The 25,037-nt window shown below is 65.9% G+C and carries 22 protein-coding genes; 13 read left to right on the top strand and 9 right to left on the bottom strand.

The window, feature by feature from the left end; genetic code table 11:
- Positions 1-115 precede the first annotated feature (115 nt).
- The 4 genes from DOM45_RS00590 to DOM45_RS00575 form a co-directional block, all read right to left on the bottom strand.
- Complete coding sequence (locus DOM45_RS00590) at positions 116-1,426, bottom strand: aspartate aminotransferase family protein (protein WP_110597579.1); 1,311 nt, start codon at positions 1,424-1,426, stop codon at positions 116-118.
- Between the two features lie 2 nt (positions 1,427-1,428).
- Positions 1,429-2,526: a phosphotransferase gene (locus tag DOM45_RS00585; protein WP_110597578.1), complete on the bottom strand. Its 1,098-nt coding sequence runs from the start codon at positions 2,524-2,526 to the stop codon at positions 1,429-1,431.
- Positions 2,523-3,548 (bottom strand): histone deacetylase family protein, encoded by a 1,026-nt coding sequence (locus DOM45_RS00580; RefSeq protein ID WP_110597577.1) that lies wholly within the window; start codon positions 3,546-3,548, stop codon positions 2,523-2,525. Before DOM45_RS00580 ends, DOM45_RS00585 begins: the two co-directional genes overlap by 4 nt.
- A 90-nt stretch (positions 3,549-3,638) precedes the next feature.
- Entirely contained in the window at positions 3,639-4,322 is a 684-nt protein-coding gene (locus DOM45_RS00575) for a GntR family transcriptional regulator (protein WP_110597576.1), read from the bottom strand.
- A gap of 177 nt (positions 4,323-4,499) precedes the next feature.
- Here DOM45_RS00575 and DOM45_RS00570 point away from each other — a divergent pair, with 177 nt between their 5' ends.
- The 7 genes from DOM45_RS00570 (at position 4,500) to DOM45_RS00540 (ending at position 12,977) form a co-directional block, all read left to right on the top strand.
- Positions 4,500-5,264 carry a class II aldolase/adducin family protein gene (locus tag DOM45_RS00570; RefSeq protein ID WP_110597575.1) on the top strand — a complete coding sequence of 255 codons (765 nt, stop codon included), beginning with the start codon at positions 4,500-4,502 and terminating at the stop codon, positions 5,262-5,264.
- Positions 5,265-5,482: 218 nt separating this feature from the next.
- Positions 5,483-7,054, top strand: coding sequence for an ABC transporter substrate-binding protein (locus DOM45_RS00565; protein WP_110597574.1), 1,572 nt, complete (start codon positions 5,483-5,485; stop codon positions 7,052-7,054).
- A 72-nt stretch (positions 7,055-7,126) separates the two neighbouring features.
- The gene (locus DOM45_RS00560) at positions 7,127-8,107 is read left to right on the top strand and encodes an ABC transporter permease (RefSeq protein WP_110597573.1); all 981 of its coding nucleotides are present in this window, start codon (positions 7,127-7,129) and stop codon (positions 8,105-8,107) included.
- A 209-nt stretch (positions 8,108-8,316) separates the two neighbouring features.
- Complete coding sequence (locus tag DOM45_RS00555; RefSeq protein WP_110597572.1) at positions 8,317-9,150, top strand: ABC transporter permease; 834 nt, start codon at positions 8,317-8,319, stop codon at positions 9,148-9,150.
- Between the two features lie 10 nt (positions 9,151-9,160).
- Complete coding sequence (locus DOM45_RS00550; protein WP_110597571.1) at positions 9,161-10,903, top strand: ABC transporter ATP-binding protein; 1,743 nt, start codon at positions 9,161-9,163, stop codon at positions 10,901-10,903.
- Positions 10,904-10,927: 24 nt separating this feature from the next.
- Positions 10,928-11,923 carry a 2-hydroxyacid dehydrogenase gene (locus DOM45_RS00545; protein WP_240612242.1) on the top strand — a complete coding sequence of 332 codons (996 nt, stop codon included), beginning with the start codon at positions 10,928-10,930 and terminating at the stop codon, positions 11,921-11,923.
- Positions 11,924-11,957: 34 nt separating this feature from the next.
- Positions 11,958-12,977 (top strand): histone deacetylase family protein, encoded by a 1,020-nt coding sequence (locus DOM45_RS00540; RefSeq protein WP_110597570.1) that lies wholly within the window; start codon positions 11,958-11,960, stop codon positions 12,975-12,977.
- Here DOM45_RS00540 and DOM45_RS20445 read toward each other — a convergent pair.
- Both DOM45_RS20445 and DOM45_RS00530 read right to left on the bottom strand, forming a co-directional pair.
- Positions 12,974-13,516: a GNAT family N-acetyltransferase gene (locus DOM45_RS20445; RefSeq protein WP_157958312.1), complete on the bottom strand. Its 543-nt coding sequence runs from the start codon at positions 13,514-13,516 to the stop codon at positions 12,974-12,976. The two genes, DOM45_RS00540 and DOM45_RS20445, sit on opposite strands and share 4 nt — an antisense overlap.
- Positions 13,513-14,067 (bottom strand): flavin reductase family protein, encoded by a 555-nt coding sequence (locus DOM45_RS00530; RefSeq protein ID WP_110597568.1) that lies wholly within the window; start codon positions 14,065-14,067, stop codon positions 13,513-13,515. The genes DOM45_RS20445 and DOM45_RS00530 overlap by 4 nt, the downstream gene beginning before the upstream one ends.
- Before the next feature lie 156 nt (positions 14,068-14,223).
- Here DOM45_RS00530 and DOM45_RS00525 point away from each other — a divergent pair, with 156 nt between their 5' ends.
- On the top strand, positions 14,224-14,430 hold the full coding sequence (locus DOM45_RS00525) for a hypothetical protein (RefSeq protein ID WP_110597567.1): 207 nt from the start codon (positions 14,224-14,226) through the stop codon (positions 14,428-14,430).
- A gap of 73 nt (positions 14,431-14,503) precedes the next feature.
- Here the strand turns inward: DOM45_RS00525 and DOM45_RS00520 are convergent, their stop codons facing one another.
- Positions 14,504-15,364, bottom strand: a complete 861-nt coding sequence (locus tag DOM45_RS00520) for a glycine betaine ABC transporter substrate-binding protein (RefSeq protein WP_110597566.1) — start codon at positions 15,362-15,364, stop codon at positions 14,504-14,506.
- Between the two features lie 205 nt (positions 15,365-15,569).
- On the opposite strand from DOM45_RS00520, the gene DOM45_RS00515 reads away from it, so the two are divergent.
- Together DOM45_RS00515 and hutC are read left to right on the top strand one after the other, a co-directional pair.
- On the top strand, positions 15,570-16,235 hold the full coding sequence (locus DOM45_RS00515; protein ID WP_157958311.1) for a HutD/Ves family protein: 666 nt from the start codon (positions 15,570-15,572) through the stop codon (positions 16,233-16,235).
- Positions 16,236-16,286: 51 nt separating this feature from the next.
- Positions 16,287-17,003 carry a histidine utilization transcriptional repressor HutC gene (gene hutC / locus DOM45_RS00510; protein ID WP_110597564.1) on the top strand — a complete coding sequence of 239 codons (717 nt, stop codon included), beginning with the start codon at positions 16,287-16,289 and terminating at the stop codon, positions 17,001-17,003.
- Between the two features lie 69 nt (positions 17,004-17,072).
- Here hutC and DOM45_RS00505 read toward each other — a convergent pair whose 3' ends face one another.
- Entirely contained in the window at positions 17,073-18,404 is a 1,332-nt protein-coding gene (locus DOM45_RS00505; RefSeq protein ID WP_110597563.1) for a YjiH family protein, read from the bottom strand.
- 47 nt (positions 18,405-18,451) lie between these two features.
- Positions 18,452-19,822, bottom strand: a complete 1,371-nt coding sequence (locus tag DOM45_RS00500; protein ID WP_110597562.1) for a formimidoylglutamate deiminase — start codon at positions 19,820-19,822, stop codon at positions 18,452-18,454.
- Positions 19,823-20,079: 257 nt separating this feature from the next.
- Here DOM45_RS00500 and hutU point away from each other — a divergent pair, with 257 nt between their 5' ends.
- The 3 genes from hutU (at position 20,080) to DOM45_RS00480 (ending at position 25,021) form a co-directional block, all read left to right on the top strand.
- Positions 20,080-21,747 (top strand): urocanate hydratase, encoded by a 1,668-nt coding sequence (gene hutU, locus DOM45_RS00490; RefSeq protein ID WP_110597560.1) that lies wholly within the window; start codon positions 20,080-20,082, stop codon positions 21,745-21,747.
- A gap of 108 nt (positions 21,748-21,855) precedes the next feature.
- The gene (locus DOM45_RS00485; protein WP_205909359.1) at positions 21,856-23,457 is read left to right on the top strand and encodes a BCCT family transporter; all 1,602 of its coding nucleotides are present in this window, start codon (positions 21,856-21,858) and stop codon (positions 23,455-23,457) included.
- Positions 23,458-23,461: 4 nt separating this feature from the next.
- Positions 23,462-25,021 (top strand): HAL/PAL/TAL family ammonia-lyase, encoded by a 1,560-nt coding sequence (locus DOM45_RS00480; protein WP_110597558.1) that lies wholly within the window; start codon positions 23,462-23,464, stop codon positions 25,019-25,021.
- Positions 25,022-25,037: the final 16 nt, after the last annotated feature.

Genomic DNA, 25,037 nt, shown 5'->3' with positions numbered 1-25,037 from the left:
CCAAGCCAGGCCGCTGGGCATTTTCCTCATGTTCAGCCTGCTACTTGCAGCGGTCTATCACCGCGCCTGGCTCTTCATGTTAGTGGCTGGCTGCCAGGAACGTCATTGTCGGGATTTATCTGTCGCGCCATGTCTCGAGCAGGTCGCCCAGGGTCTCCTCCAGCACCTCGCACAGGCGTTCGACGTGTGTGCGGTTGAAGACCAGCGGCGGGCGGATCTTCAGCACATTGGCCTGTGGCCCGGTGGCGCTGATCAGCACCTGGCGCTCGCGCAGGCCGTCGACCAGCGCCTGCGCGAGCGCGGCGTCCGGTGCGCCCTTTGCATCGAGCACCTCGACACCGGCCAGCAGACCCGCACCGCGCACCGCGCCGAGCCGGTCCGTGGTGGCCGCGATCCGACCCAGGCCGGCGTGCAGATCGGCGCCAACCGCGGCGGCCTGTGCCACCAGATCCTCATCGGCCATGACGCGCTGGACCGCCAGCGCGGCGGCGCAGGCCACGGGGTTGCCGCCGAAGGTATTGAAGTAGCGCGCCGTCTCCCCGAAGTGGTCCATCACCTCGCGCCGGCCGGCAACCCCGGCCACCGGGTGGCCGTTGCCCAGCGGTTTGCCGAGCGTGACCAGGTCGGCCCTGACGCCGTGGCGTGGGAAACCCCACAGGACGCCGGTGCGGCCGAGCCCGGCCTGCACTTCGTCGGCGATATAGAGCCCGCCGGCACGCCGGATGGTCTCGACCGCCGGGGCGAGAAACCCGACCGGATCGGTCACGATGCCGTCGCTGGAGAAGACGCTGTCGAGCAGCAGCGCGGCGGGGCGGATGCCGTGGGCGGCGAGATCGTCGATCGCCGCCTGCACGCCGGCGGCGAAGCGTGCACCCATCGCTGCGACGCCGTCACCGCGATCCACCGGTGCGGGCACGGTGCGCACGCTCCTGCCCAGCTTGACCTTGCTGCCGAGGGAGGGCGATGCCTCGGCGATCGCCTGGGTCACGCCGTGATAGGCCAGCTCGGTGACGATCAGCCCCTCGCCGCCGGTGAAGGCGCGGGCCATGCGCAGGGCGAGATCGTTGGCCTCGCTGCCCGAGCAGGTGAAGACCAGCTGTTCCTGCGGCGCCGGCAGTGAGTCGATCAGCCGCTCGGCGCAGTCGAGGATCGTCTCGTGCAGGTAGCGGGTATGGGTATTGAGGGTGGCCGCCTGGTTGGCGATGGCTGCCACGACCTTCGGGTGGCAGTGGCCGACACAGGCGACGTTGTTGTAGGCGTCCAGGTGCGCCGTGCCGTGACGATCGAAGAGCCACACGCCCTCACCGCGCACGGGATGGAACGGCCGCTGATAGAACAGGCGGTAGGAGGCGCCGAGCAGGCGCTGGCGCCGCGCCAGCAGGGCCGCATCGACGGCATCGTCATCTTTCACGCTGGGCTCCTGCATGTTCACTCTCCCGTACCCGGTGGATTGATGGGTGAGTCGAGGGCCTCGCTCAGGCGGCGCTGGAAGGTCGCCGCGGGCAGGCTCAGGCAGTGCTCCAGCGCCCGGCGGGAGGCCGCCGTATTGCGCAGCAGGTAGTCGGCGTTTTGCGGATAGCGCTCGGCGCGATGGGTGGCGATGGTAATCGCCATCGCCAGCCGGGTCTCGATCAAGCCGCGCAGCAGCGCGCACTCCGTCTCGTCGAGCGGCGAATGGGCATGATAGCCGGCGATCAGCGCCAGGGCCCCCGCCAGCGGATCGGCGGCACCCTTCATCTGGTAGGCCGCGGCCACGGCGAGATCGATCACCCGCGGGGCGAACAGCATGTCGCCGAAATCGATGATCGCGGCGGGGTGTTCGGGCGCGGCGTTGGCGTCGTCCGCGGTCGGGGCAAACAGCACGTTGTGACCGTTGAGGTCGTTATGGATCGGTTGACGCGGCAGCACCGCCAGGCGCGGGCGCAGCTGCTCGGCGAAGCGCTGGAGCAGGTCGCGGATGCGCTGGCGCGAGGCGTCATCGAGGCTGTCGGTCTGCGGCAGCAGGTCGTCGGCGCGCTGCAGGTCCCATGGCATCGACAGCTCGCGAACCGGGTGGTCGAAGTCGGCCAGGGCGGTATCGATCCGCGCCAGCCAGCCGCCGAGCCTGAACTGGAAAGGCGGGGAGGCCACCCGGTCGGCCAGTGGCGTGCCGGGCAGGAAGGTCGACAGGCGCACGTGACTGACGCGGCCGTCGTCGAGACGCAGCGGCGGCGCTGGATCGCCATCGCGGTCGCGCAGCACCCGCGGGACCGGCAGGGCCGGGTCCTGTTCGGCCAGGTGCATCAGCGCCCGGACCTGAAAATCGCTCACCGCCTGGCGCTCCGCCGGGTGGGTGAACTTGAGCAGATAGCGCTGGCCGTCGGCCGTCGCCGCGCGGAAATTGCAGTCGCGCTCGCCGCTGAGCGGCTCGAGGGTGGCAGCGAGGCCGAAGCGCTCGGCCAGCACTCGTTGGGCGGTCTCTGGCGACACCGTCAGGGCCGTGGCCGCGAGGACGTCCGTGGTCTCGTGTGCGGGAATCGTCGTCATTCGAACCCCGACAGCGCGCTGATCAGGTTGTCGCCGAGGGCGTCGGAGAGGTAGCCCCCCTCCTGCACGATGACGGTGGGCAGGCCGAGCTGGGCGATCTGGTGGGTGATCCGCGCAAAGCCCTCCGTAGTTACCGCGACACCCTGGTAGGGGTCGTGTGCGTAGATGTCGAGACCGAGCGAGACGACGAGCGCGCCGGGGGCGAAGTCGGCGATGCGCTCGCAGGCGCGGCTCAGCTGGCGCAGGTAACCATCGGTCTCGAGCCCCTGGGGCAGCGGCAGGTTGAGGTTGTAGCCCTCGCCGGCATCGCGCCCGGTTTCATGGGCGTGACCGGTGAAGAAGGGCGTCATGAAGTGCGGGTCGGCGTGCAGCGAGACCGTCAGCACGTCGTCGCGGTGGTAGAAGATGCCCTGGGTGCCATTGCCGTGGTGAACGTCGATATCGAGTATCGCCACCCGCGCATGGTGGCTGCGCAGCTCGCTGGCGGCGATGGCGGCGTTGTTGAGATAGCAGAAACCGTTGGCACGCTCTGCATAGGCGTGGTGCCCCGGGGGGCGGCACAGCGCATAGGCGAGGCGGTGGCCTGACTGGACGTGGCGAGCCGCGCCCAGGGCGCACTGGGCGGCACCTCTCGCCGCCCGCCAGGTGCCGGGCCCGATCGAGGCGGCCATATCGCCCAGGTGGAAGCCGACCCGCCCGACCAGATGATCCGGGTAGGTGCAGGGCTCGCCGGGAAAGGGGTGGACGTTGGCGACCACCTCCTCCGGGTTGCGGTCCTCCAGGGCCAGCCAGCGGCTATGGACGTGTTCGAGGAAGTCGAGATAGCGCGGCGTATGCACGGCTGCCAGCGTGTCGTGGTCGACCTCGGTATCCGCGGTGACGAGGGTATGGCCGGCGCTGGCCGCAGAGCGCTGCAGGCGATCGGCCCGCTCCGGCTGCTCGTTGCTGCGGCGGACCTGACCGCGCACGACGAAGAACTGCGGGTCGTGATCGCGGTGAGCGTCACTGACGAAGACATGCATATTGTTCTCCACTTGTCGGAAAGTCTTCGACACCGGCGTCAGCCGCGCGGCCAGAGCCGTCTGTCGTGCCCACGAGCGCCGAAGCCGCAGTCAGCCCTTGGCACGTTCCCGGAACATCTCCACCACCCGCTGCTGGGCGACGCCGATGTGGTAATCCAGCGCCGCCTCGCCGGCGTCGGGCGAGCGGGTGCGCAGCGCCTCCAGAATCGGCTCGTGGGTATCGGCGACGCGCAGGGGGTCATCGTAGAGCTGGCCGATCAGCAGAATGCAGAAGCGCATCTCGTGACACAGCTCGTCGAACACGCGCACCAGGCGCTGGTTACCGCTGAACTCGCACAGCATGCGGTGGAACGCGACATCCTCCTCGATCTGCTGCACGGCGGTGCCGTCGCGGGCCACCTGGCGCATCGTCTCGAGCTGATGGCTGAGCGCCGCTTCCATCGCGGCGGTCAACTTGCCGGCCAGCAGGCGAATGGCGTGGCGTTCGAGGCAGAGGCGCAGGTCGTAGACGTCATCCAGCTCGTCGGCGTTGAAGGTACGCACGAAGAAGCCGCGCCGGGGCTGGGAGACCAGCATGCCACGACTTTCGAGCAGGCGTGCCGCTTCCCGCACCGGGGCACGACTGACGCCGAAGTCGCGTGCCAGCTGCGCTTCGGCCAGATGCACGCCGGGTGCGAACTCCCCCTTGAGCAGCGCTTCCGTCAGCATGTCGGCAATCTGGTTGACCAGATCGCGCTGCTGGATGGTGGCGAATCCCCGTGTGGTCGTCGTCATGTCATCTCGTTTGGCTGGCGGTTGGCATCGTTCAGATACTCTCTCAGCGATCGTATCGGGTCGACTGTCGAGTGTCGACAGTTTGAGGATGGCCTGATAGGTTAATCGCCAGGCCCGCTCGACAACGCGGTCACCGATGACAACGGCAACGCCCCAAGTCCCCACAGGAGATCGATGATGGAAATGGCGACTGACGCCCACCACGCCTCGACACAGGCCGCCCGCCGCGACCTGGCGGCAGCCTATCGGCTGATCGCGCACTTCGGCCTGGATGACAGCATCTATACGCATATTTCCGCGCGTGCCGAGGCGGGCAAGGAGAACTTCCTGATCAACCCCTACGGTTATCGTTTCGAGGAAGTGACCGCAGCCAATCTGGTGACCGTCGACCTCGACGGCAACGTGGTCGACGATCCGGAGCGTGCCGGGATCAACAAGGCCGGCTTCACCATCCACAGTGCGATCCACGAGGCGCGCCCGGACGTTCACTGTGTGCTGCATACCCACTCGGTGGCCGGTGTCGCCGTCTCGTGCCTGGAAGAGGGGTTGTTGCCCTTGAACCAGTGGTCGATGGAGTTCCACGGCCGCACCGCTTATCACGACTACGAAGGGATCGCCCTGGACCTGGCCGAGCGCGAGCGCCTGGTCGCGGATCTGGGCGACAAGCCGATCATGGTGCTGCGCAATCACGGCATGCTGGTGTGTGGCCGCAGCGTCGGCGAGGCGTTCAAACGGATGCACAACCTCGAGCGCAGCTGTCAGGCGCAGCTCGCGCTGATGGGCAGCGGCATGAAAGTCCGCCGGGTGGACGACGCCCTGGCCGAGCACACCGCCCAGCAGTACGAAAAGTGGGACGCGGATCACGGTGTCACCGATCACGACCCGGAGTGGGACGCCTACTTGCGCCTGTTGAAGCGCATTCAGCCCGATTTCGAGGGCTGACGACGCGCCGCCGGAAGCTCGCGCGCCTGTCGCCGATCCCTGCGGTGGGCCATCACGAGGCTGGAAGGAAACGAGGCTGGATGGAACGAGGTTGGACATCACCAAGCTAGACACGAGAAGGCGCGCGGTAACCCTGAACACACCGCGCTGAAGGCGTCTGAAAGTCGCTTTGCCAGTGGTTCGAAGATTCGACAAATCCAATAACGACGAGATCTGCCATGACCCTGCTATCGTCCGTGACCGGCCGTCTGACGGCGGCCGCACTATCGCTTGCCGTCGCACTGCCCGCCGTGGCTCAGGAAACGCCACAATCCGGCGGTGTCGCCAATGTCGCCATTCAACCCGAGCCGCCGGGGCTGATGCTGCCGCTGGTCCAGAATGCCCCGACCCAGCGGGTGGCCGGGAATATCTTCGAAGGGTTGCTGCGTTACGACGCCGAGCTCGAGCCGATGCCCCAGCTGGCGACCTCCTGGGAGATCAGCGACGACGGCCTGACCTACACCTTCCATCTGCACCCCGACGTGACCTGGCATGACGGCGAGGCGTTCTCCGCCGCCGACGTGGTGTTCTCCGCCGACGTGTTCCTGCGCGAGACCAACCCGCGAACCCGGGCGATTCTCGACCACGTCGCCAGCATCGAGGCGCCGGACGACGAGACGGTGGTCTTCACGCTCAAGCAGCCATTCCCGGCCTTCATCCAGGCCTTCGAGGTCGGCACCCTGCCGATCGTGCCCAAGCATCTCTATGAAGGCACCGACTTCTACAACAATCCGGCCAACAACCACCCGATCGGCACCGGCCCGTTCGAGTTCGCCAAATGGGATCGCGGCTCGGTGATCGAGCTGGACAAGAATCCGGACTACTACGAAGCGGGCAAGCCCTATCTCGACAAGATCTACTGGCACGTGATCCCGGATGCGGCGTCCCGGGCAGCGGCCTACGAGAACGGGACCCTGAACATCATGCCCGCCGGGTCGGTGGAGAACTTCGATATCCCGCGTCTTGCCGGGATGGACGGAAGCTGCATGACGGAAGCGGGCAACGAGTACTTCAACCCGTTCGCCATGCTGTGGCTCAACAACCGTGAAGGGCCGACCGCCGACAAGCGCTTCCGCCAGGCGGTGATGTACGCCCTCGATCGCGATTTCGCCAAGAACGTGCTCTGGAATGGACTGGGCAAGGTGCCCAACGGCCCATTCAGTTCGACCCTGGCCGCTCATGACGACGATCTCCAGCCGTACCCCTACGATCCGGACAAGGCAGAGGAACTGCTAGACGAGATGGGTTACGACGGCGAACCGGTGCGCCTGTTGCCGCTGCCCTATGGCGAGACCTGGACCCGCTGGGCGGAAGCCGTGCGCCAGAACCTCGAGGATGTGGGTATCAACATCGAAACCGAATCCTCGGACGTGGCGGGTTGGAACCAGAAAGTGAGTGACTGGGACTACGATATCGCCTTCACCTACCTGTTCCAGTATGGCGACCCGTCACTGGGTATCGCGCGGACCTACGTCTCCAGCAATATCGCCAAGGGCTCGCCGTGGAACAACGTCGAGGGCTACGAGAACCCCGAGATCGACAAGCTGTTCGCCGCTGCCGCGGTGGAGAACGACGCCGACAAACGCCAGGCGATGTACGACCAGATTCAGCAGACGCTGCACGAAGACGTGCCGCTGGCGTGGATCATGGAGCTGGCGCAGCCGACGATCTACCGCTGCAACGTGCATGACCTGATCACCACCGGTATCGGTCTCAACGATGGGTTCAAGAACGCCTGGATCGAGCAGTAGACGACCCCGGTTTCGTTTCGGTAGCAAGCGTCGGTGGCCTGCGGGTGGCCGACGCTCGACGAGGACAGAACCATGGCTTATGTCTCTCTGATCCTGGGTCGCGTCGGCAAGGCCGTCATCGTGCTGTTGGCGATCCTGGTGTTCAATTTCTTCCTGATTCACGCCGCTCCCGGCGATCCCGCGGCCGTCATGGCGGGCGAAGCCGGGGCGACCGACCAGCAGTTCCTCGACGACCTGCGCGAACGCTTCGGTCTCGACCAGCCACTGCCGGTGCAGCTCTGGCGCTACATGAGCGGGGTATTGCAGCTCGACTTCGGCTACTCCTATCGCCAGCAGATGCCGGTGCTCGATCTGATCCTGGATCGATTGCCGGCGACGCTGCTGCTCACCGGCGCGGCGTTCTGCATCTCGCTGCTGTTCGGGATCATCGCGGGGACGCTGGCCGCCATGCGCGCCAAACGGCCATCGGGGTCGATCATCATGGGGCTGGCGCTGCTGTTCTACGCCACGCCGCTCTACTGGGTGGCGATGATGGCGGTGCTGGTCTTCTCGGTGACGCTGGACTGGCTGCCCGCCTACGGCTACTCGACGGTCGGCGCCGACTACACCGGCCTGGCCCACGTCGGCGACGTCGCGGTTCATCTGATGCTGCCGGCGCTGACGCTGGGGCTGTTCTTCATGGCGGTCTACACCCGGATGACGCGCACCTCGATGCTGAGCGTGTCGCAGCAGGATTTCGTCAAGACGGCGCGGGCCAAGGGGCTGGCGCCCGGAGTGATCCAGCGTCGGCATATCCTGCGCAACGCGCTGTTGCCGATCATTACCCTGGCCGGACTGCAGGCCGGGCAGATGGTGGGCGGGGCGGTGCTGACCGAGACCGTGTTCGCCTGGCCCGGCATCGGCCGGCTGATGTACGAGGCGCTGATGCAGCGGGACTACAACCTGCTACTGGGCATCTTCTTCTTCTGCGCGCTGCTGGTGATCCTGTTCAACATGCTGACCGACGTGATCTATCGACTCGCCGATCCGCGTATCAAGCAGGGCGCTACCTGAATGTCTGCGCGGACGAATCGCTTTGCTATGGCCGCCGTCCTGGCGGCCACCGAAGGCCAGCCTACGGCTGTTCCATTTCGCTCCCGGCGAAATGGTGCGCGGTGCTCTAGCGCAATCCTAACAGCCAGTTATGTCTTGCTCTCTACGCGCCGAGCGCCTCGCGCTTCATTCCGCTCGGCGATCCAGGCAACTCTTTCTTTGGGGGCCGCATGAATTTCTTCAAACGCTTTGCCCAGAATCGCGGCGCCCTGGTGGGGCTGGTGATTCTCGGTCTGGTGGTGCTGCTGGCCTTGCTGGCGCCCTTTCTCTATCCCGACTCGCCCTGGCGCATGGTGCAGCGGCCGTTTCTGGCGCCGGGGGAGGTCTCCGGTTTCTGGCTGGGCACCGATGTCATGGGGCGCGACGTCGCTGCGGGGCTGGCCCACGGCGCCTGGGTGTCGCTGCTGATCGGCTTGATCTCCACCGTGGTGGCGCTCGCCATCGGGGTGCCCCTTGGGGCGCTGGCGGGGTATTTCGGTGGCAAGATCGACGACGCCCTGATGCGCTTCACCGAGTTCTTCCAGACCATTCCCAACTTTGCGCTAGCGATCGTGCTGGTGGCGATCATGGAGCCGAGCACGTTCTCCATCGTGCTGGCCATCGCCATCGTCAGCTGGCCGCCGGTGGCGCGCCTGGTGCGCGGTGAATTTCTCTCGATCAAACATCGCGAGTACGTCGAGGCGGCGCGCCTGGTCGGCCAGACCCACCGTGACATCATCATCAAGCAGATCCTGCCCAATACGCTCTCGCCGGTGATCGTGCTGGCCTCGCTCATGGTGGCCACGGCGATCCTGCTGGAATCCTCGCTCTCCTTCCTCGGTCTCGGCGATCCGGACACCATGTCCTGGGGCTACATGATCGGCGCCGCACGGACGGTCATGCGCCAGGCCTGGTGGCTGTCGGTCATTCCGGGGGTGGCGATCCTGCTCACGGTGCTGGCGCTCAATCTGGTCGGCGAAGGGCTGGATGATGCACTGAACCCGCAGCTCGCCAGAGCACGCTAGGAGACCGACCATGAGTGAACCCACACGAGAGTCCGGCGCGCCCCTGCTACGCATCGAGCGCCTGTCGCTGGCCCTGCCGGAGGGCGCCGACCGGCTCTATGCCGTCGATAACGTCAGCTACGACCTGAAGGCGGGGGAGATCCTGTGCGTGGTCGGCGAATCCGGCTCCGGCAAGTCGATGACGGCCAATGCGCTCATGGGGCTCTTGCCCACCGGTGTTCACGTCGCCAAGGGGCGGGCACTGTTCGACGGCCAGGACGTGCTGGCGATGGATGAGCTCAGCCACCGTGCCCTGCGCGGGCGGCGCATCGGCATGATCTTCCAGGAGCCAATGACGGCGCTCAATCCGCTGATGCGGGTCGGCGAGCAGATCGCCGAGGTGTTCGAGGCGCACGGCCTGTTGACCCCGCGGGCGCGCAGGGAGAGGGCGCTGGCGCTGCTCGAGGAGGTCCGCCTGCCCGATCCGACATCGGCGCTGCGCGCCTACCCCTTCGAGCTTTCCGGCGGCCAGCGTCAGCGGGTAATGATCGCCATGGCCCTGGCCCTCGAGCCGGAACTGCTGATTGCCGACGAGCCGACCACGGCGCTGGATGTGACCACCCAGGCGCAGATTCTGCATCTGGTGAAGGATCTGCAGGCGCGGCGTGGCATGGCGGTGATGTTTATCACCCACGATTTCGGCGTGGTCGCCGAGATCGCCGATCGCGTCTGCGTCATGCGCGAAGGCAAGATCGTCGAGATGGGGGAGGCCCGCGAGGTGCTCGACCATCCCCGGCATGACTACACCCGTGCGCTGATCGACGCCATCCCCGCCGATGTCGTGGCGGCGGTAGGAAGACCCGCCGATACCGTGGCGGCGGTAGGAAGACCCGCCGGTGTCGTGGCGGCGGTAGAAAGACCGGGGGATGCCATCCCGCCGCCGCGGGACGGCACGGATTCGACACCGCTGCTGTCGGTCAGCGGCCTCGACAAGGTCTATCGATCCAGCGGCGGCTGGTTCCAGCCCAAGCGTGAAGTCGTCGCGCTCGACGGCATCGGCTTCTCGCTCGGCAAGGGCGAGACGCTGGGGATCGTCGGCGAGTCGGGCTCCGGGAAATCGACTCTGGGGCGCTGCATCGTGGGCCTGAACCGGCCGGACAGCGGCGAGATCCGTCTCGACGGGGTGGACCTGAGCGCCCTGGAGGGCCGCGCGCTGCGAGCGCATCGGCGTCGCATCCAGATGGTCTTCCAGGACCCGTATGCGTCGCTCAACCCGCGCATCCGTGTCGGCATGGCGATTGCCCAGGGGCCGATCGCCAACGGCGTGCCCAAGGCCGAGGCGTTGGCACAGGCGCGGACGCTGCTGGCAACGGTGGGGCTCGATGGCGGCGCCGCCGAGCGCTATCCCCACGAGTTCTCCGGCGGCCAGCGTCAGCGTATCGGTATCGCTCGGGCGCTGGCGCTCAATCCCGAGCTGATCGTGGCCGACGAGGCCGTCTCGGCGCTGGACGTCTCGATCCAGGCGCAGGTGCTGAAGCTGCTCGATGACCTGAAACAGAAACTCGATCTCTCGCTGCTGTTCATCACCCATGACCTGCGGGTGGCGGCCCAGATCTGCGATCGCCTGATCGTGATGCAGAAGGGGCGTATCGTCGAGCACGGCAGCGCCAGGGAGATCTTTACTTCGCCGCAGCACCCGTACACTCGCGAGCTGCTGGAAGCGATACCGGGACGCCGCGAGGCGCCGGCGACGGCAACCGCCGGGGTGCTCTGAATCGATCAACGACAAATGGAACGCATGACGACCATGGAAACCGAACATCACGCTCGGACACCCGAACCAGGCGCCGACGTGCCCACCGTGCAGGGCGTGCTGTTGGGCTCGGCCGAGATCATGACGACCTACATCGCCGCCTTCGAGCAGGTGGCGCCGCATATCCGTCTGTCGCTGCCGGACGCCATCACCGACCCCGAGAGCGTGACCTTCGCGCTGGCCTGGGACCCGGGGGCCGAGGATTTCCGGCCCTATCCCCATCTGCGCCTGGTGTCGTCGATCGCCGCCGGCGTCAACGGAATTCTCGCCAGCCCCAGCCTGCCGAGTGACGTGCCGCTGATGCGTATTGCCGGTGAGTCCCAGGCGCAGATGATGGCGGGATTCGTGACCTGGCACGTGCTGTGGCATCACCGTCGCTTCGGCGACTATCTGCGCCATCAGCGTCAACGCCACTGGCAGCGTCTACCGAAGCGCGACGCCGCTGACGTGCGGGTGGGGCTGCTGGGGGCTGGCAGGATGGGCGGGGCGGTGGCGCGCTCACTGGTGGCGCTGGATTACGACGTGGCGATCTACTCGCGCAGCGGGCGCAATCTGCCGGCCGGCGTCGAGGGATTCAGCGGTGAGGCGGGGCTCGAGCGGCTCGCGGCGCGCAGCGACATCCTGATCAATCTGCTGCCACTGACCCCGCAGACCCGGGGCATCCTCGACGCCGCGCTGTTTGCCCGGATGCCTCGGGGCGCGGCGCTGATCCACGTCGGGCGCGGTGAGCATCTCATCGAGGACGACCTGCTCGCGGCCCTGGCGAGCGGCCAGCTTGCGGCGGCCTCGCTGGACGTCTTCGCGATCGAGCCGCTGCCGCAGGATCATCCGTTCTGGCGGCACGAGCGGATCCTGGCCACCCCGCACGACGCCTGTGACTCGACGCCGCCGCAGGTGGCCCAGGAAGTGGCGAAGGCGCTGCAGCGTCTGGACGACGGTCTGCTGCCTGCGAGCGTGGTGGATCGAGAGGCAGGGTATTGAGCTCGAAGTGGACGGCGGACAACAAGGACAACCCATGAAGACCTTCTTTCACGACGATCAGCTACTGCATCAACCGCAGACCTATTTCTCCCGCGGCAAGATGCGCAAGCCCCAGGAAGTTCGCGACCGCGCCGAGCATCTGCTGGCGGCGGCCAGGCGGCTCGGTTTCCAGGTCCAGGCGCCGACCGACCAGGGGGTCGGCCCGCTGCGCGCCGTGCACTCGCTGCCCTATCTGCGCTTTCTCGAGAGCGCCCACCGGCGCTGGCACGAGCTGGGCGAGGACTGGGGCGAGGAGGTGATCTCCAATGTGTTCGTGCGCTCGCCCAACGCCCTGCGCGGCATTCTTGCCGAAGCGGCGCGCTACCTGGCCGATGGCAGCGCCCCGGTGGGCCGGCACACCTGGCAGGCGGCCTACTGGGCGGCCCAGGGCGCGGTGGCGGGGGCCGACACCCTGCTCGCCGGCGAGCGCTTCGCCTATACGCTGTCGCGCCCACCGGGTCACCACTCGGGGATCGACTCCGCCGGCGGCTTCTGCTTTCTCAACAACGCGGCGATCGCCGCACAGCGTCTGACCTCGCGCTATCCCCGCGTCGTCGTGCTCGATACCGACATGCACCACGGCCAGGGCGTGCAGGAGATCTTCTACGAGCGCGACGACGTGATGTATATCTCGATCCACGGCGACACCACCAATTTCTACCCGGCGGTCTGCGGTTTCGAGGATGAGCGCGGGCGCGGCGCGGGGCTCGGTTACAACCTCAATCTGCCGATGCCCCACGGATCATCGGAGGCGGTCTTCTTCGCGCGTCTCGAGGAAGCCTGCCAGGCGATTCGCCTGTTCGAACCGGATGCGCTGGTGCTGGCGCTGGGCTTCGATATCCACGAGAAGGACCCCCAGGCCAAGGTGACGGTCTCCACGCCGGGATTCGAAAGGCTCGGCCGCGACATCGCCGCTCTCGGTCTCCCCACGCTGGTGGTGCAGGAGGGCGGCTACTACCTGGAAGGGCTCGAAGAGAACGCGGTGTGCTTCTTCGAGGGGCTGCTGGAGCGCTAATCTTTATCATCGTGTCTTCGATAGCGAAATATATCGACTTCCCATGCGTGAAAGCGGGTAGTCGTTTCGAGACTCATCCCAGCTTTACGCGCCACGCTTGCCGAGGCTGGGTGACTGCTCGCGACGATAGCGATGATCGAGTCTAGGCAGCAGTTGTTTATACCCTGCTTCACTGTCGCACAGGCGGCCTCCGTAGCGAGCCCTTTGCCCCATGCGGAGGGCGTTAGTCGATAACCGAGTTCAATTTCTTCCTTACCTGCGAGGTCGATTGGACTCAGTCCACAGAAGCCGATGAGCGCACCGTCAGCGCTTTGTTCCACGGCCCACATTCCGAACTGACGCTCCCGGTACAAAGAGTGGTTGGCCTCGATGAATGCGCTAGTTTGATCGTTGGTAAGGGGACCTCTCATCGAGAAGTGCATGACTTCTCTGTCAGCCAATATTTTCGCCAGCTCGGCGTGGTCGCTATACGCGAGCTCGCGAAGTCGAAGCCTCGAGGTTTCTGCAACGACACGCTGCTGATATGAATCGAGAGTCACAAATTCTGCACCCGGAAGTCCCTTGATCGGTCGACTTCGTCGCCGGCGATCATGAAGCGGCCATGGCCGCGGTAGTGGAGCGTGCGGGGACGTTCGATCGAGCTGTCGACATGCGCCTTGACGATCTCCCAGATGAACAGCTCGTGGCGGTCGATCTGGCTGTCGTCGACCAGACGGCATTCGAAGCTGGCGTAACATTCGGCGACCAGCGGTGCCGAGACGATCTCTCCCTCCTCCGGTGTCAGACCGAAGGCATCGAACTTGTCGATGGCGTCGCCGTCACTGTTGCCGACACCGACGACCGCATCGACCAGGTCGAGCGTTGGCACGTTGATCGTGCATTCGCGGCTTTCACGCACCAGACGATGGCTATGGTTGCCGGCGGTAATCAGGCAGCCGAAGTGTGCCGGGGCGAAGCCGAGCATCAGGTGCCAGCCCATCACCATCAGGTTGCGTTCGCCCCGCCATTGGGAGCCGACCAGCACGATCGGCCCCGTTTCCAGATGGCAGCGGCACTGGTCCAGCGGGAAATCGGTCTTCGACGGTCTCAAGCCAGGTACCTCTCGGCCGACATTGTGGCTTTAGAATAGACCACCGCCATCGATGACCCGCATACCGTTTATCGATGCCTTCAATTTTCCGTCACAATCTTGTGATTATATCCTTGCTGCCAATCCCCCCGACTCCCCCCTCCAAGGAGAAGCAGCGTGAAAATTTCCGGGCGCATCAAAGCGTTGATCGTTATGGCCGTCGTCATCTACGTGCTTGCGCACGTGGTGCGCGCCATGGTGATGATGCTGCTGCGCTCGACGCCGCTGCTGCCGGCCTCGCGGCGCTCGTCGGCACTGCCATCACGCACGCCGCAGCTCGAGCAAGACGCTGCCGAAACCTTGAAGCACTGCACGCGCTGCTGAGCCACGGCTGTTGCGAGAAGCGATAACCCCGGCCGATGCCGGGGTTTTTCGTGATGGCAGCGAGTCGCTTTGCTCACGGCGTGGCGTCGAGCCACCCGTCGACGAGCTCGCGGTTGTCGGCAATCCACTGGGCGGCGCCCTTGTCAGGGTCTCCCGCGTTCTCGATGACCAGCATCAGTTGAGAGAGCTGCCCAGGCGTCATGTGCCAAGCGTCGAGAATGGCCGTGAGTTCCGGGTTGCTCGCGCTGAAACCGTGATGGGACACCCATTTGATCTCCTCGCCGGCACTGAACACCTTTTTGGGGTCCGCGAGAATCTTGAGATCGTACTCGGCAAACGCCCAATGCGGCTGCCACAGGGTCGCGACGATCGGCTTCTTCTCCCGATAGGCCTGCTTGAGTTGCGCCATCATCGCCGACTCGCTGCTACTGAGCTGGCGAAACGGCAGGTCGTACTCAGCGATCGCCGTGTCGGCCTCATCGGCGATGGTGGCACCGGGCTCGATACCGAAGATCGTCGGCTTGCCCTGGTAGTCGAACGCCGCGGCATGATTCGCCAGATCGGCCACGGAGTCGACGTCATCCATGTAAGTGGGGACGACCAGAGCATCCAGCGCGTCGTCATACCAGGTGGCGTGAAGATCGATACGGTCGCGGTAGGGGTCGACATAGGCGTGGTCGCTGGGGAGCCACACCTCGAGCGAGATATCGATGTCGCCCTCGGCCAGGCCGCCGAAGAGAATCGGCTTCGAGACTTCGTTGAGGGTGACGTCGTAACCCTTCTCGCCAAGCAGCTGCTGCCACATATGCGAGACGGCAATGTTTTCTGCCCAGTTGTTGGTGCCGATGGTGACCGACTTGTCCGCCGCGCTCGCGGGGGCGATACCGACCACGGCGAGGCCCGCAGTAGCCAGCAGCATTTTCAGAGAAGACATGGGTTATCCTTTTAAGAGATTGACGTTCCAGACGCGGACCCAAGGTTGTTGTTGTCGCTTGGAGGTCGCGCTCTTAATGTATATACATTATCGGTACGTGAGATTCTACCCGTGGCGGGGCCTGAACCGATCGCGACGGCGTGCCGCCGGCAGGTCGCAAGGGCCATGGTTGCCGGGCGGCCAGGAGCGATCGAGGAGCGGCGCGATGTCCAGCAGGGGTGACGAGCAACACGAGTGGAGTATCCTCCGGCGCCAGGACATGGTCGCCGTTGCCTGGAAAAACGGTGGGGGCGTCACCCGCGAAGTCGCGTGTGAGCTTGGCGATCTTCCGCCGGGCTGGCGGATCTCGGTCGCCGATCTGGAGCGCTGGGGCGCGTTCTCCCATTTCGGCGGCTATCGACGCCATTTCGGCGTGCTCGGGGCGAATCCCGTCGTGCTGTCTTTCCGTGATAGACGGATCACGCTCGCTACCGGCGACGTGGTGGTGTTCGACGGTGACGAGCCGGTCGCGTGCGAGCTCCCCGCCGGCCCGAGCCGGGCCTTGAACCTGATGTTCGATCCCCGCCGATGGCAGGGGTCTCTTGCATCTGGCAGGTCGGGGTCGTGGCCATCGCCTATCGCCGATGAGACGCTCGCGGAGCGCTGGTTCGTGCTGGCGCAAGGGCGGCTGGATGTCGGTGCATCGTCGCGGGGCCAGGAAGCCATTGGGCCTGGCGATGCGCTGCGCTACCCTGCCGAGCATGGCGCAAGTGCAGGGGGGCCACGCCTCTGCCCGGCCGACGATGGCGAGCACGGCGTCATCGGTTTTGATATCCAACTGAAAAGACGCTTGCTGGCGCCGGATGGCGCAAGTGTCCAGCAGCGGTTCTAGTGGTCGGTCAGGATGCCCGGCACAGACTCTTGCCTACAACAAGGAGCAGGCGTGAATCGGCAGCCCCCACGCTATCAGGTCATCAAGCAGTATCTACTCGAGCAGATTCAGCGCGGCGATTTTCCGGTGGATCACCAGATACCGCCGGAGGAGACGCTGGCGACCACCTTCGGGGTCAGCCGGATGACGGCCAACAAGGCGATTCGCGACCTGGTCCAGGAGGGATATCTCTGGCGCCAGTCGGGCATCGGCACCTTCGTCGCCGATCGCCGCTCCGAGTCACCGCTGGTGGAGATCAACAACATCGCCGACGAGGTCAGAGGGCGCGGGCACGCCTACGCCAACCGGGTGATCGTGCGTGAGGCGGTGGTCGCGGACGACGAGATCGCCATGCGCATGGGCGTCAAGGTCGGCAGCCAGCTGTTCCATTCCCGCCTGGTCCACCTGGAAGATGGCATGCCGATCCAGCTGGAGATCCGGTACGTCAATCCCCGCTGGGTGCCGGGCTACCTGGACGCCGATTTCGAGCGCCAGACACCCAACGAGATTCTGGTGGCGGCCTGTCCGATCAGCGACATGGAGCATATCGTCGAGGCCGTGCCAGCGGATGCTCTCGCCTCCCGGTTTCTCGAACTGGAGGTCGGCACGCCCTGCCTGAGCGTGCGTCGCCGCACCTGGTCGAAGGACCGCCTGATCAGCTATGCGCATCTGCTGCATCCCGGCGATCGCTACAAGCTGCGTTCGATGGCGCATACCGGCGGGCGCTGAGCCAGGCGCTCCATCCTGATGACGCTCGACGCCGCGGGTGGGCCGTCGAGGCGGTGGGCATCGCGCCGTTCAGGCGACGATCGCCGCCACCATGAGTGCCGCGGGGAGCGCCAGGGCGAGACTCAGCAGCGTCCGAATCAGCCAGATCACCACGATTTGCCCGACCGACAGCGGTATGCGGGTCGACAGGATGCAGGGTATCGATGCCGAGAAGAACAGAATCGAGGACACCGATACCACGCCGGCGGTGAATCGGGCCGGCAGCGAGGCGTCGGCCGTCAGCAGGGCCGGCAGGAACATCTCGGCCAGCCCGGAAGCCACCGCCTGGGAGAGCTGGCGTGCCTCATCGATCCCGAACAGGGCGATCACGGGGTAGAAGATCATCCCCAGCCACGCGAACACCGGCGTGTACTTGGCAAGCAGCAGACCCAGCAGCCCCACCGACAGGATCGAGGGCAGGATGCTGATGGTCATCAGCAGGCCCTCCTTCAGGTTGGTGATGACGCTGCTGCCGAGTCTCGGCGCGCGGTCGGCGGCCATCAGGCTCTCGTGCCAGGCCCGGCGCAGGCGCTGGCCGCGGGGGACCTCGGCTTCGCCATCCGCCTTGCGGTCGTCCATCCTGGCCAGCGGCGGCAGGCGGACGCTGATGGCGCTGACGATGAAGGTGATCAGCAGGGTCAGCCAGAAGTAGAGATTCCACATCGCCATCAGGTCCAGCGTCTTGGCCACGATGATCATGAACGTGGCCGACACCGTCGAAAAACCGGTGGCGATGATCGCCGCCTCACGCGCGGAGTAGCGACCCGCCAGATAGACGCGGTTGGTAATGAGTAGCCCGATCGAGTAGCTGCCGACGAAGGAGGCCACGGCGTCGATCGCCGAGCGCCCGGGCGTGCGCCAGATCGGGCGCATCAACGGTTGGCACAGCACGCCCACGCCCTCCATCAGCCCGTAGTTGATCAGCAGTGCCAGGAAGATCGCGCCCACCGGCACGATCAGGCCGACCGAGATGACGAGCTTGTCGAACAGAAACGGCAGCATGTCCGGGGCGAAAAGTGCCGCCGGTCCCCAACCGCTGACGGCCATGATCGCCACGCCTGCACCGATGAGCTTGAATAGGGTCAGCACGGTTTCGGTGCGACTGGCCCGCCATCGTCCGCTCCACAAGGGGTAGAGGGCGCCGGCCAGAACGAGCACCAGGGCATAGAGGGTCACGCCACTGCCCATCAGCGCGCGCAGGCCGATGACGAAGTGATCGAGCAGAATGGTGCGCCGGTCATCGATCGAGAGGGGGACGAAAAACACCAGGATGCCCAGTGCGCTGGGGATGATGAGTTTGAACAGCTGGGTCGGCGACGGCCTGGACGCCTGTTCGGACTCGGCCTGGGATGATGACGGCATAAGAGGCTCCTGAAAATGTTGTTGGTTGTTGTCGTCGGCCGTGGCGGTCAGTCGCGCCGTTGCAGTCTCTGCAAGACGTCGCGCAGCTCCCTTCGGTTGTCTTCATCCCGGGCGTGACGACCCTCTTCGATCTGCCACACGCCGGCCACCATGACGTCGCGGATCTGGGCCTGGCTCCCGGCGAAGAGCCAGCGACCCATCCGCGACGTGTCGCTGGCGCTCGCCAGATAGGGATCGTCGCCATCCAGCACGATCCAGTCGGCGCGCTTGCCGGGGGCCAGTGCACCAATCGGCTGGCCCGAGGCCTGGGCACCGCCGGCGGCCGCCTGGGTGTAGAGCCACTCCGCGACGCTGCGCTGCCGTGGACTCTGCAGCACGTTGCGTCGCTGCGTTGTCAGGCGTTGCCCGTACTCCAGCAGCCGCAACTCCTCGACGACGTTCAGGGAGACATGGCTATCGGACCCGATACCCCAGCGGCCCTGGCGGGCGGCATACCGTTCACCGGGGAAGAGGCCGTCGCCGAGATTGGCCTCGGTGGTCGGGCAGAGCCCGGCGACGGCGCCGCTGGCCGCCAGATCGTCGATTTCGCCGTCATCGAGGTGGGTGGCATGAATCAGGCACCAGCGCGCGTCGATCTCGACGTTGTCCAGCAGCCACCGTACCGGTCGCTGGCCGGACCAGGCCAAGCTGGCCTGGACCTCCTTCTGCTGTTCGGCGACATGAATGTGGCGTGGGCCGGCCGGGTTGGCGGCGAGTACCGCGGCGATCTCCTCGGGAGTGACCGCCCGCAGGGAGTGCAGGGCCATGCCGAGCGTATGGCGCGAGTCGGCCCGGCAGCGCCCTTGCAGCGCATCCAGCCGGCGCAGATAGGCGTCGACGCCATGAACAAAGCGCCGCTGGCCCCGGGTCGGCGGCGCGCCGCCGAAATCGCTGTGGGCGTAGAGCACCGGCAGCAGTGTCATGGCGATACCGCTGCTGGCCGCTGCCTCCAGCAGCGCTTCCGACATCGCCAGCGGGTCCGCGTAGGGCGCCCCGGACGGGGCGTGGTGCAGGTAGTGGAATTCGCTGACCTGGGTATAGCCGCCCTTGAGCATCTCGACGTAGAGCGCGCGGGCGATGATCGCCACCTCGTCGGGTGTCAGCCGGTCGACCAGCGCGTACATGTGGTCGCGCCAGCTCCAGAAGCTGTCGGGCAGCGCCGATCCCACCTCCGTCAGGCCGGCCATGGCGCGCTGAAAGGCGTGTGAGTGAAGGTTCGGCATGCCCGGCAGCACCGGCCCTTTCAGCCGCTCGGCACCCTCGTCGGTGGCGTCGCTGGTGACGCCCTCGATGATCCCCTGATCGTCGACGCTCAGGCGGACGTCGCGGTGCCATCCGTCGGGCAGGAGCGCGGCGGCGGCGAAGTAGGTTCTGGGCACGGTGGGCGATCCTTGGTATCGGTTTGTATATACATATAGCGTGCTTGCCGTGGCAGTTCAAGACGGGGCCTGCATGCGCCATTTCAGTGCGATCGGCCCATTTATGCACCTTTTTTGGGATTCTCTGGTGCTCGAGGGGGAGAATCGGTCGGTCGATGCGTTTTCGTTTGACAGCTTAATGTATATACATATTCAATGACTCCATCCGCGACCGCGGGCACCCGTATCTCGTGGCCTATCGCTTGCCTGGAGCTCTCATGACAGATTCCCGTTTTCGTGACGTCGACATCCGCGCCCCTCGTGGCAACACCCTGACAGCCAAGAGCTGGCTGACCGAAGCGCCGCTGCGCATGCTGATGAACAACCTCGACCCGGATGTGGCCGAGAACCCCAAGGAGCTGGTGGTCTACGGCGGTATCGGGCGGGCGGCCCGGGATTGGGCGTGTTTTGATGCGATCGTCGCGTCGCTCGAGAGCCTGGAGACGGACGAGACGCTGCTGGTGCAGTCGGGCAAGCCGGTCGGGGTGTTCAAGACCCATGCCGATGCGCCGCGGGTGCTGATTGCCAACTCCAACCTGGTACCGCACTGGGCCGACTGGGAGCATTTCAACGAGCTCGATGCCAAGGGCCTGATGATGTACGGCCAGATGACCGCGGGCTCGTGGATCTACATCGGCTCCCAGGGCATCGTGCAAGGGACCTACGAGACCTTCGTCGAGGCCGGGCGCCAGCACTACGATGGCAAGCTGGCAGGACGCTGGGTGCTGACGGCGGGGCTCGGGGGGATGGGCGGCGCGCAGCCGCTGGCGGCGACGCTGGCGGGGGCTTGCTCGCTCAATATCGAGTGCCAGCAGTCACGCATCGATTTCCGGTTGCGCACGCGCTATGTCGACGAGCAGGCAGACGACCTGGACGATGCGCTGGCCCGGATCGCGCGCTACACCGCCGAAGGCAAGGCGGTTTCCATCGCCCTGCACGGCAATGCGGCGGAAATTCTGCCTGAGCTGGTTCGGCGTGGCGTGCGCCCGGACATGGTCACCGATCAGACCAGCGCCCACGATCCGCTCAACGGTTATCTACCGGCCGGCTGGCGCTGGGAAGACTACCGGGCGCGCAGCAAGCGCGAGCCGCAGGCGGTGGTCAAGGCGGCCAAGGCGTCGATGGCGGAGCACGTGCGCGCCATGCTGGCGTTCGCCGAGCAGGGTATCCCTACCTTCGATTACGGCAACAACATCCGCCAGATGGCGCAGGAAGAGGGCGTTGCCAACGCCTTCGACTTTCCCGGTTTCGTCCCCGCCTATATTCGGCCGCTGTTCTGCCGGGGCATTGGCCCGTTCCGCTGGGCGGCACTGTCCGGCGATCCGCAGGACATCTACAAGACCGATGCCAAGGTCAAGGAGCTGATCCCCGATGACGCGCACCTGCACCGCTGGCTGGACATGGCTCGCGAACGGATCAGTTTCCAGGGGTTGCCGGCACGTATCTGCTGGGTCGGTCTGGGCCTGCGCGCGAAGCTGGGGCTGGCGTTCAATGAGATGGTGCGCAGCGGCGAGCTCTCCGCGCCGGTAGTCATTGGCCGCGATCATCTCGACTCCGGCTCGGTGGCCAGCCCCAACCGCGAGACCGAAAGCATGCAGGATGGTTCCGACGCCGTGTCCGACTGGCCGCTGTTGAACGCGCTGCTCAATACGGCCAGCGGTGCCACCTGGGTCTCGCTCCATCACGGTGGCGGTGTCGGCATGGGCTTCTCGCAGCACGCGGGCATGGTGATCGTCTGCGACGGCAGCGACGACGCCGCGCGCCGCATCGCCCGGGTTCTGCACAACGATCCGGCCACCGGCGTGATGCGCCACGCCGACGCCGGCTACGACATCGCGATCGAGTGCGCCAAGTCTCAGGGACTCGACCTGCCGATGATCAAGTAGCTCCGGAACGTCGACAGTGGCCGGGGAGGCTCTCCCCGGCCGCATTGACGACATGGGCCGCGTGGTAGTTTCACGCGGTCCGACAGCCTCTCGTGTCAGGGTATAAAAATGTCAAAACCCGCTCCCAGAAGCCTCAAGCTCAGCGTATTCATCCCGACGTTCTTGATCGTCGCCGTCGCCGCGATCATCGGCCTGGTCGACAACGAACTGCTGATCGACGTCGCGCGGGATATCTTCTATTTGACGCTCTCCGACTTTGCCTGGCTCTATCAACTGGTCGCCGTGGTGGCTCTAGCCGTCGTCGGGTATGTCTTCTGTTCCAAGGTGGGCAACATTCGCCTCGGTGGCGCGGATGCCAAGCCCAGGTTCTCGTTGATGTCGACTTTCGCCATGGCACTGACGGGCGGTATCGCTACGGGTGTGGTCACCTACGCCGTCAATGAACCCATCATCTACATGGGCAATGTCTACGGCGAGATCGACCAGCAAGCCTTCGCGCCGGGCAGCGGCGAGTCGGCGGTTTTCGCGCTGGCACGCAGTTTCCACAACTGGAGCTTCATTCCCTACGCGATGTATGCCGTGGTCGGCATGATGATCGCCTACATGCACTACAACCGACACCAACGCTTCTCCATCTCGGCGGCCATCTCGCCGATCATCGGCGATCATCACCGTCGTCCGGCGATCACCGCCATCATCGATATCGTGTCGGTGCTGGCGATCGCGCTCGGCCTCGCATCGTCGCTGGGCGCCGGCGTCGCCCTGATCGGCTCGGGGGTGTCGCGGGAGTATGGCGTGAGTGTCGGCCCCACCACCTGGCTGGTACTGGTGGCGATCATCACGGTGATCTTCATCGCCTCCTCGGTCTCCGGGCTCAAGCGTGGCATTCGCTATCTCTCCTCGCTGAATGCCTACCTCTACTACGCCATGCTGGCACTGCTGCTGATCATCGGTCCGGTGATCTACATGCTGAATCTCTCCACCACCAGCATGGGCTACTGGCTCGACAACTTCTTCACCTGGGCGTTCGACACCAAGGAGCTGGGCGGTGAAGCGCTGGTGACCTGGTGGACGATGTATGACTGGTCGATCTGGATCGCCTACGCCCCATTGATGGGACTGTTCCTGGCGCGCATCTCCTACGGGCGGACGCTGCGCGAGTTCCTGATGATCAATTGGCTGCTGCCGGCGATCTTCGGCATCGTCTGGTTCACGGTCTGGGGCGGCAGTGCGATCCAGTGGCAATTGGACGGCACGCTGGACCTGGCCGCGATCATCAAGCAGGACGGTGCCGTGGCCGGCCTGTGGGGCTTCCTCCATCAGTTGCCGCTCGCCTGGCTGCTGGTGCCGGCCACGATCCTGGCGCTGATCCTGTCATTCGCCACCGCCGCGGACTCGATGTCGGCGACCATCGCCACGATCTGCACCCGGGGCATGACCGCTGAGGATGAATCGCCCACCTTCCAGAAGATCCTGTGGGGCGTGTCGATCAGCGTCATCGCGTTCGTCATGGTCGCCTTCGGGGGTGGCGAGCAGGGCGTCGATGGGATCAAGTATCTCGCGGCGGCGGGCGGCTTCTTCGTGGTCTTCCTGTTCGTTCTGGTCCTCGCCGCGAGCGTCAAGGCGCTGATCTACGGGCGCGAGAGCGCCATCGCCACGGCGCTGCCCAGGGACGCGGCCAGCGGCGCCACAGCGGCGAGCGAGGGGTGAGACGATGAAAACCGTCACGCTCGGCAACGGGGCACTCTCCTGGCGCATCATCGTCGAGGTGGCCTGCCATGGCGCGCAGCTGGCGCTCGGTGACGGGCGCTGGGCCAAGGTTCGCGAGGCTCGCCAGGCGGTGGAGGCGTTCGCCCGGGAAGACACCCGTTATTACGGCATCAATACCGGCCTCGGGGCGCTCTGCCAGGTACGCCTGGCGCCGGATCAGCTGGTGCGGCTCTCCTATCACACCCTGATGAGCCACGCCTGTTGTGTCGGCGCCCCCCTGCGCGACGACCAGGTCCGCGCCATCATGGCGACCGCCGTGGTCAATTACAGCCACGGCCATTCGGGGATCAGTCCGGAGATCGTCGAGCGGCTGCTCGACTTTCTCAACCACGGGGTGACCCCGGTGGTACCGGGGCAGGGGTCGGTGGGGTATCTCACCCACATGGCGCATATCGGCCTGGCGATGATCGGCATCGGCGAGGTTCGCCACGAGGGCCGGGTCATGAGCGCCGAGGCAGCACTGGCGCGGATCGGCAAGCCGCCGGTGGCCCTGGGCGCCAAGGACGGCTTGAGTCTGGTCAACGGCACCCCGGCCATGACCGGGTTGGCCTGCCTGGCACTGGATGGCGCCAATCGCTTGAGCGCCTGGGCGGACGTCGGCGCGGCGATGAGCTTCGATGCGCTGGGTGGCCAGCTGGCGGCGTTCGATGCCGATGTCCTCGCCCTCAAGCCGCAGCTCGGGATGCAGATCTGTGGCGCCACCCTGCGGGAGCTGCTGCACGACAGCCCATGGCTCGCCGCGCGCCGTGGCGGGCACCTGCAGGACGCCCTGAGTCTGCGCGCGATCCCGCAGGTCCACGGCGCCTGTCGCGACCAGCTGGCACACGCGGCCCAACAGATCGAGCGTGAGCTCAACGGTGCCACCGACAATCCCCTGCTGCTGAAGAGCGGCGACGGCTACCGGGTCGTCTCGCAAGCCAACCCGCATGGCGAGTCGATCGCCCTGGCCTGCGATCAGTTGGCGATGGCGGTGGCGGAGTGGAGCGCGATCTCCGAGCGGCGCATCTACCGCCTGGTGACGCCGGAAGTGAGCAGCCTGCACAGTGGCCTGCCGCCCTTTCTCTCGGCGGAGAGCGGGATGAAATCCGGGCTGATGATCGCGCAGTACACGGCCGCTTCGCTGGCCGCCGACAACAAGCGCCTGGCGCAGCCGGCGGTGATCGACAACTACCTGACCTCCGCCCTGCAGGAGGATCACCTCAGCCTCGGCGACAGCGCCGCGCTGAAGCTGGATGTCGCGCTGGACAACGCCTTTCGCATCATCGCCATCGAGTGGCTGTGCGCGGCGCAGGCCTTCGACCTGCTGCCGAGCGAGCGCTTCGCCACCGGCACCAGTGCGGCATGGCGCTGGCTGCGCACTCTCGTCGGCGTCTACGAGGAGGAGCATCCGCTCTCCCGGGATATCGAGCGAGCCTTCTCGGCGATGCGCTCCGCCGCGATCCCTGAGTCCGTGGCGGCGACCCTGAGTACACCGCCGGAAGCGCGCGCCCTCACCTTGACCTGATCTTTTCCGACCGCAC

Source organism: Salinicola lusitanus (assembly GCF_003206045.1).
Classification (GTDB): domain Bacteria; phylum Pseudomonadota; class Gammaproteobacteria; order Pseudomonadales; family Halomonadaceae; genus Salinicola; species Salinicola lusitanus.
This window is presented reverse-complemented; position numbering and strand designations above follow the sequence as displayed.

Excerpts from the sequence above, each read along its gene's own strand:
- DOM45_RS00590 (WP_110597579.1), bottom strand. The coding sequence starts at position 1,426 with ATGCAGGAGCCCAGCGTGAAAGATGACGATGCCGTCGATGCGGCCCTG.
- DOM45_RS00585 (WP_110597578.1), bottom strand. The coding sequence starts at position 2,526 with ATGACGACGATTCCCGCACACGAGACCACGGACGTCCTCGCGGCCACG.
- DOM45_RS00580 (WP_110597577.1), bottom strand. The coding sequence starts at position 3,548 with ATGCATGTCTTCGTCAGTGACGCTCACCGCGATCACGACCCGCAGTTC.
- DOM45_RS00575 (WP_110597576.1), bottom strand. The coding sequence starts at position 4,322 with ATGACGACGACCACACGGGGATTCGCCACCATCCAGCAGCGCGATCTG.
- DOM45_RS00570 (WP_110597575.1), top strand. The coding sequence starts at position 4,500 with ATGGAAATGGCGACTGACGCCCACCACGCCTCGACACAGGCCGCCCGC.
- DOM45_RS00565 (WP_110597574.1), top strand. The coding sequence starts at position 5,483 with ATGACCCTGCTATCGTCCGTGACCGGCCGTCTGACGGCGGCCGCACTA.
- DOM45_RS00560 (WP_110597573.1), top strand. The coding sequence starts at position 7,127 with ATGGCTTATGTCTCTCTGATCCTGGGTCGCGTCGGCAAGGCCGTCATC.
- DOM45_RS00555 (WP_110597572.1), top strand. The coding sequence starts at position 8,317 with ATGAATTTCTTCAAACGCTTTGCCCAGAATCGCGGCGCCCTGGTGGGG.
- DOM45_RS00550 (WP_110597571.1), top strand. The coding sequence starts at position 9,161 with ATGAGTGAACCCACACGAGAGTCCGGCGCGCCCCTGCTACGCATCGAG.
- DOM45_RS00545 (WP_240612242.1), top strand. The coding sequence starts at position 10,928 with ATGACGACCATGGAAACCGAACATCACGCTCGGACACCCGAACCAGGC.
- DOM45_RS00540 (WP_110597570.1), top strand. The coding sequence starts at position 11,958 with ATGAAGACCTTCTTTCACGACGATCAGCTACTGCATCAACCGCAGACC.
- DOM45_RS00520 (WP_110597566.1), bottom strand. The coding sequence starts at position 15,364 with ATGTCTTCTCTGAAAATGCTGCTGGCTACTGCGGGCCTCGCCGTGGTC.
- DOM45_RS00515 (WP_157958311.1), top strand. The coding sequence starts at position 15,570 with ATGTCCAGCAGGGGTGACGAGCAACACGAGTGGAGTATCCTCCGGCGC.
- DOM45_RS00505 (WP_110597563.1), bottom strand. The coding sequence starts at position 18,404 with ATGCCGTCATCATCCCAGGCCGAGTCCGAACAGGCGTCCAGGCCGTCG.
- hutU (WP_110597560.1), top strand. The coding sequence starts at position 20,080 with ATGACAGATTCCCGTTTTCGTGACGTCGACATCCGCGCCCCTCGTGGC.
- DOM45_RS00485 (WP_205909359.1), top strand. The coding sequence starts at position 21,856 with ATGTCAAAACCCGCTCCCAGAAGCCTCAAGCTCAGCGTATTCATCCCG.
- DOM45_RS00480 (WP_110597558.1), top strand. The coding sequence starts at position 23,462 with ATGAAAACCGTCACGCTCGGCAACGGGGCACTCTCCTGGCGCATCATC.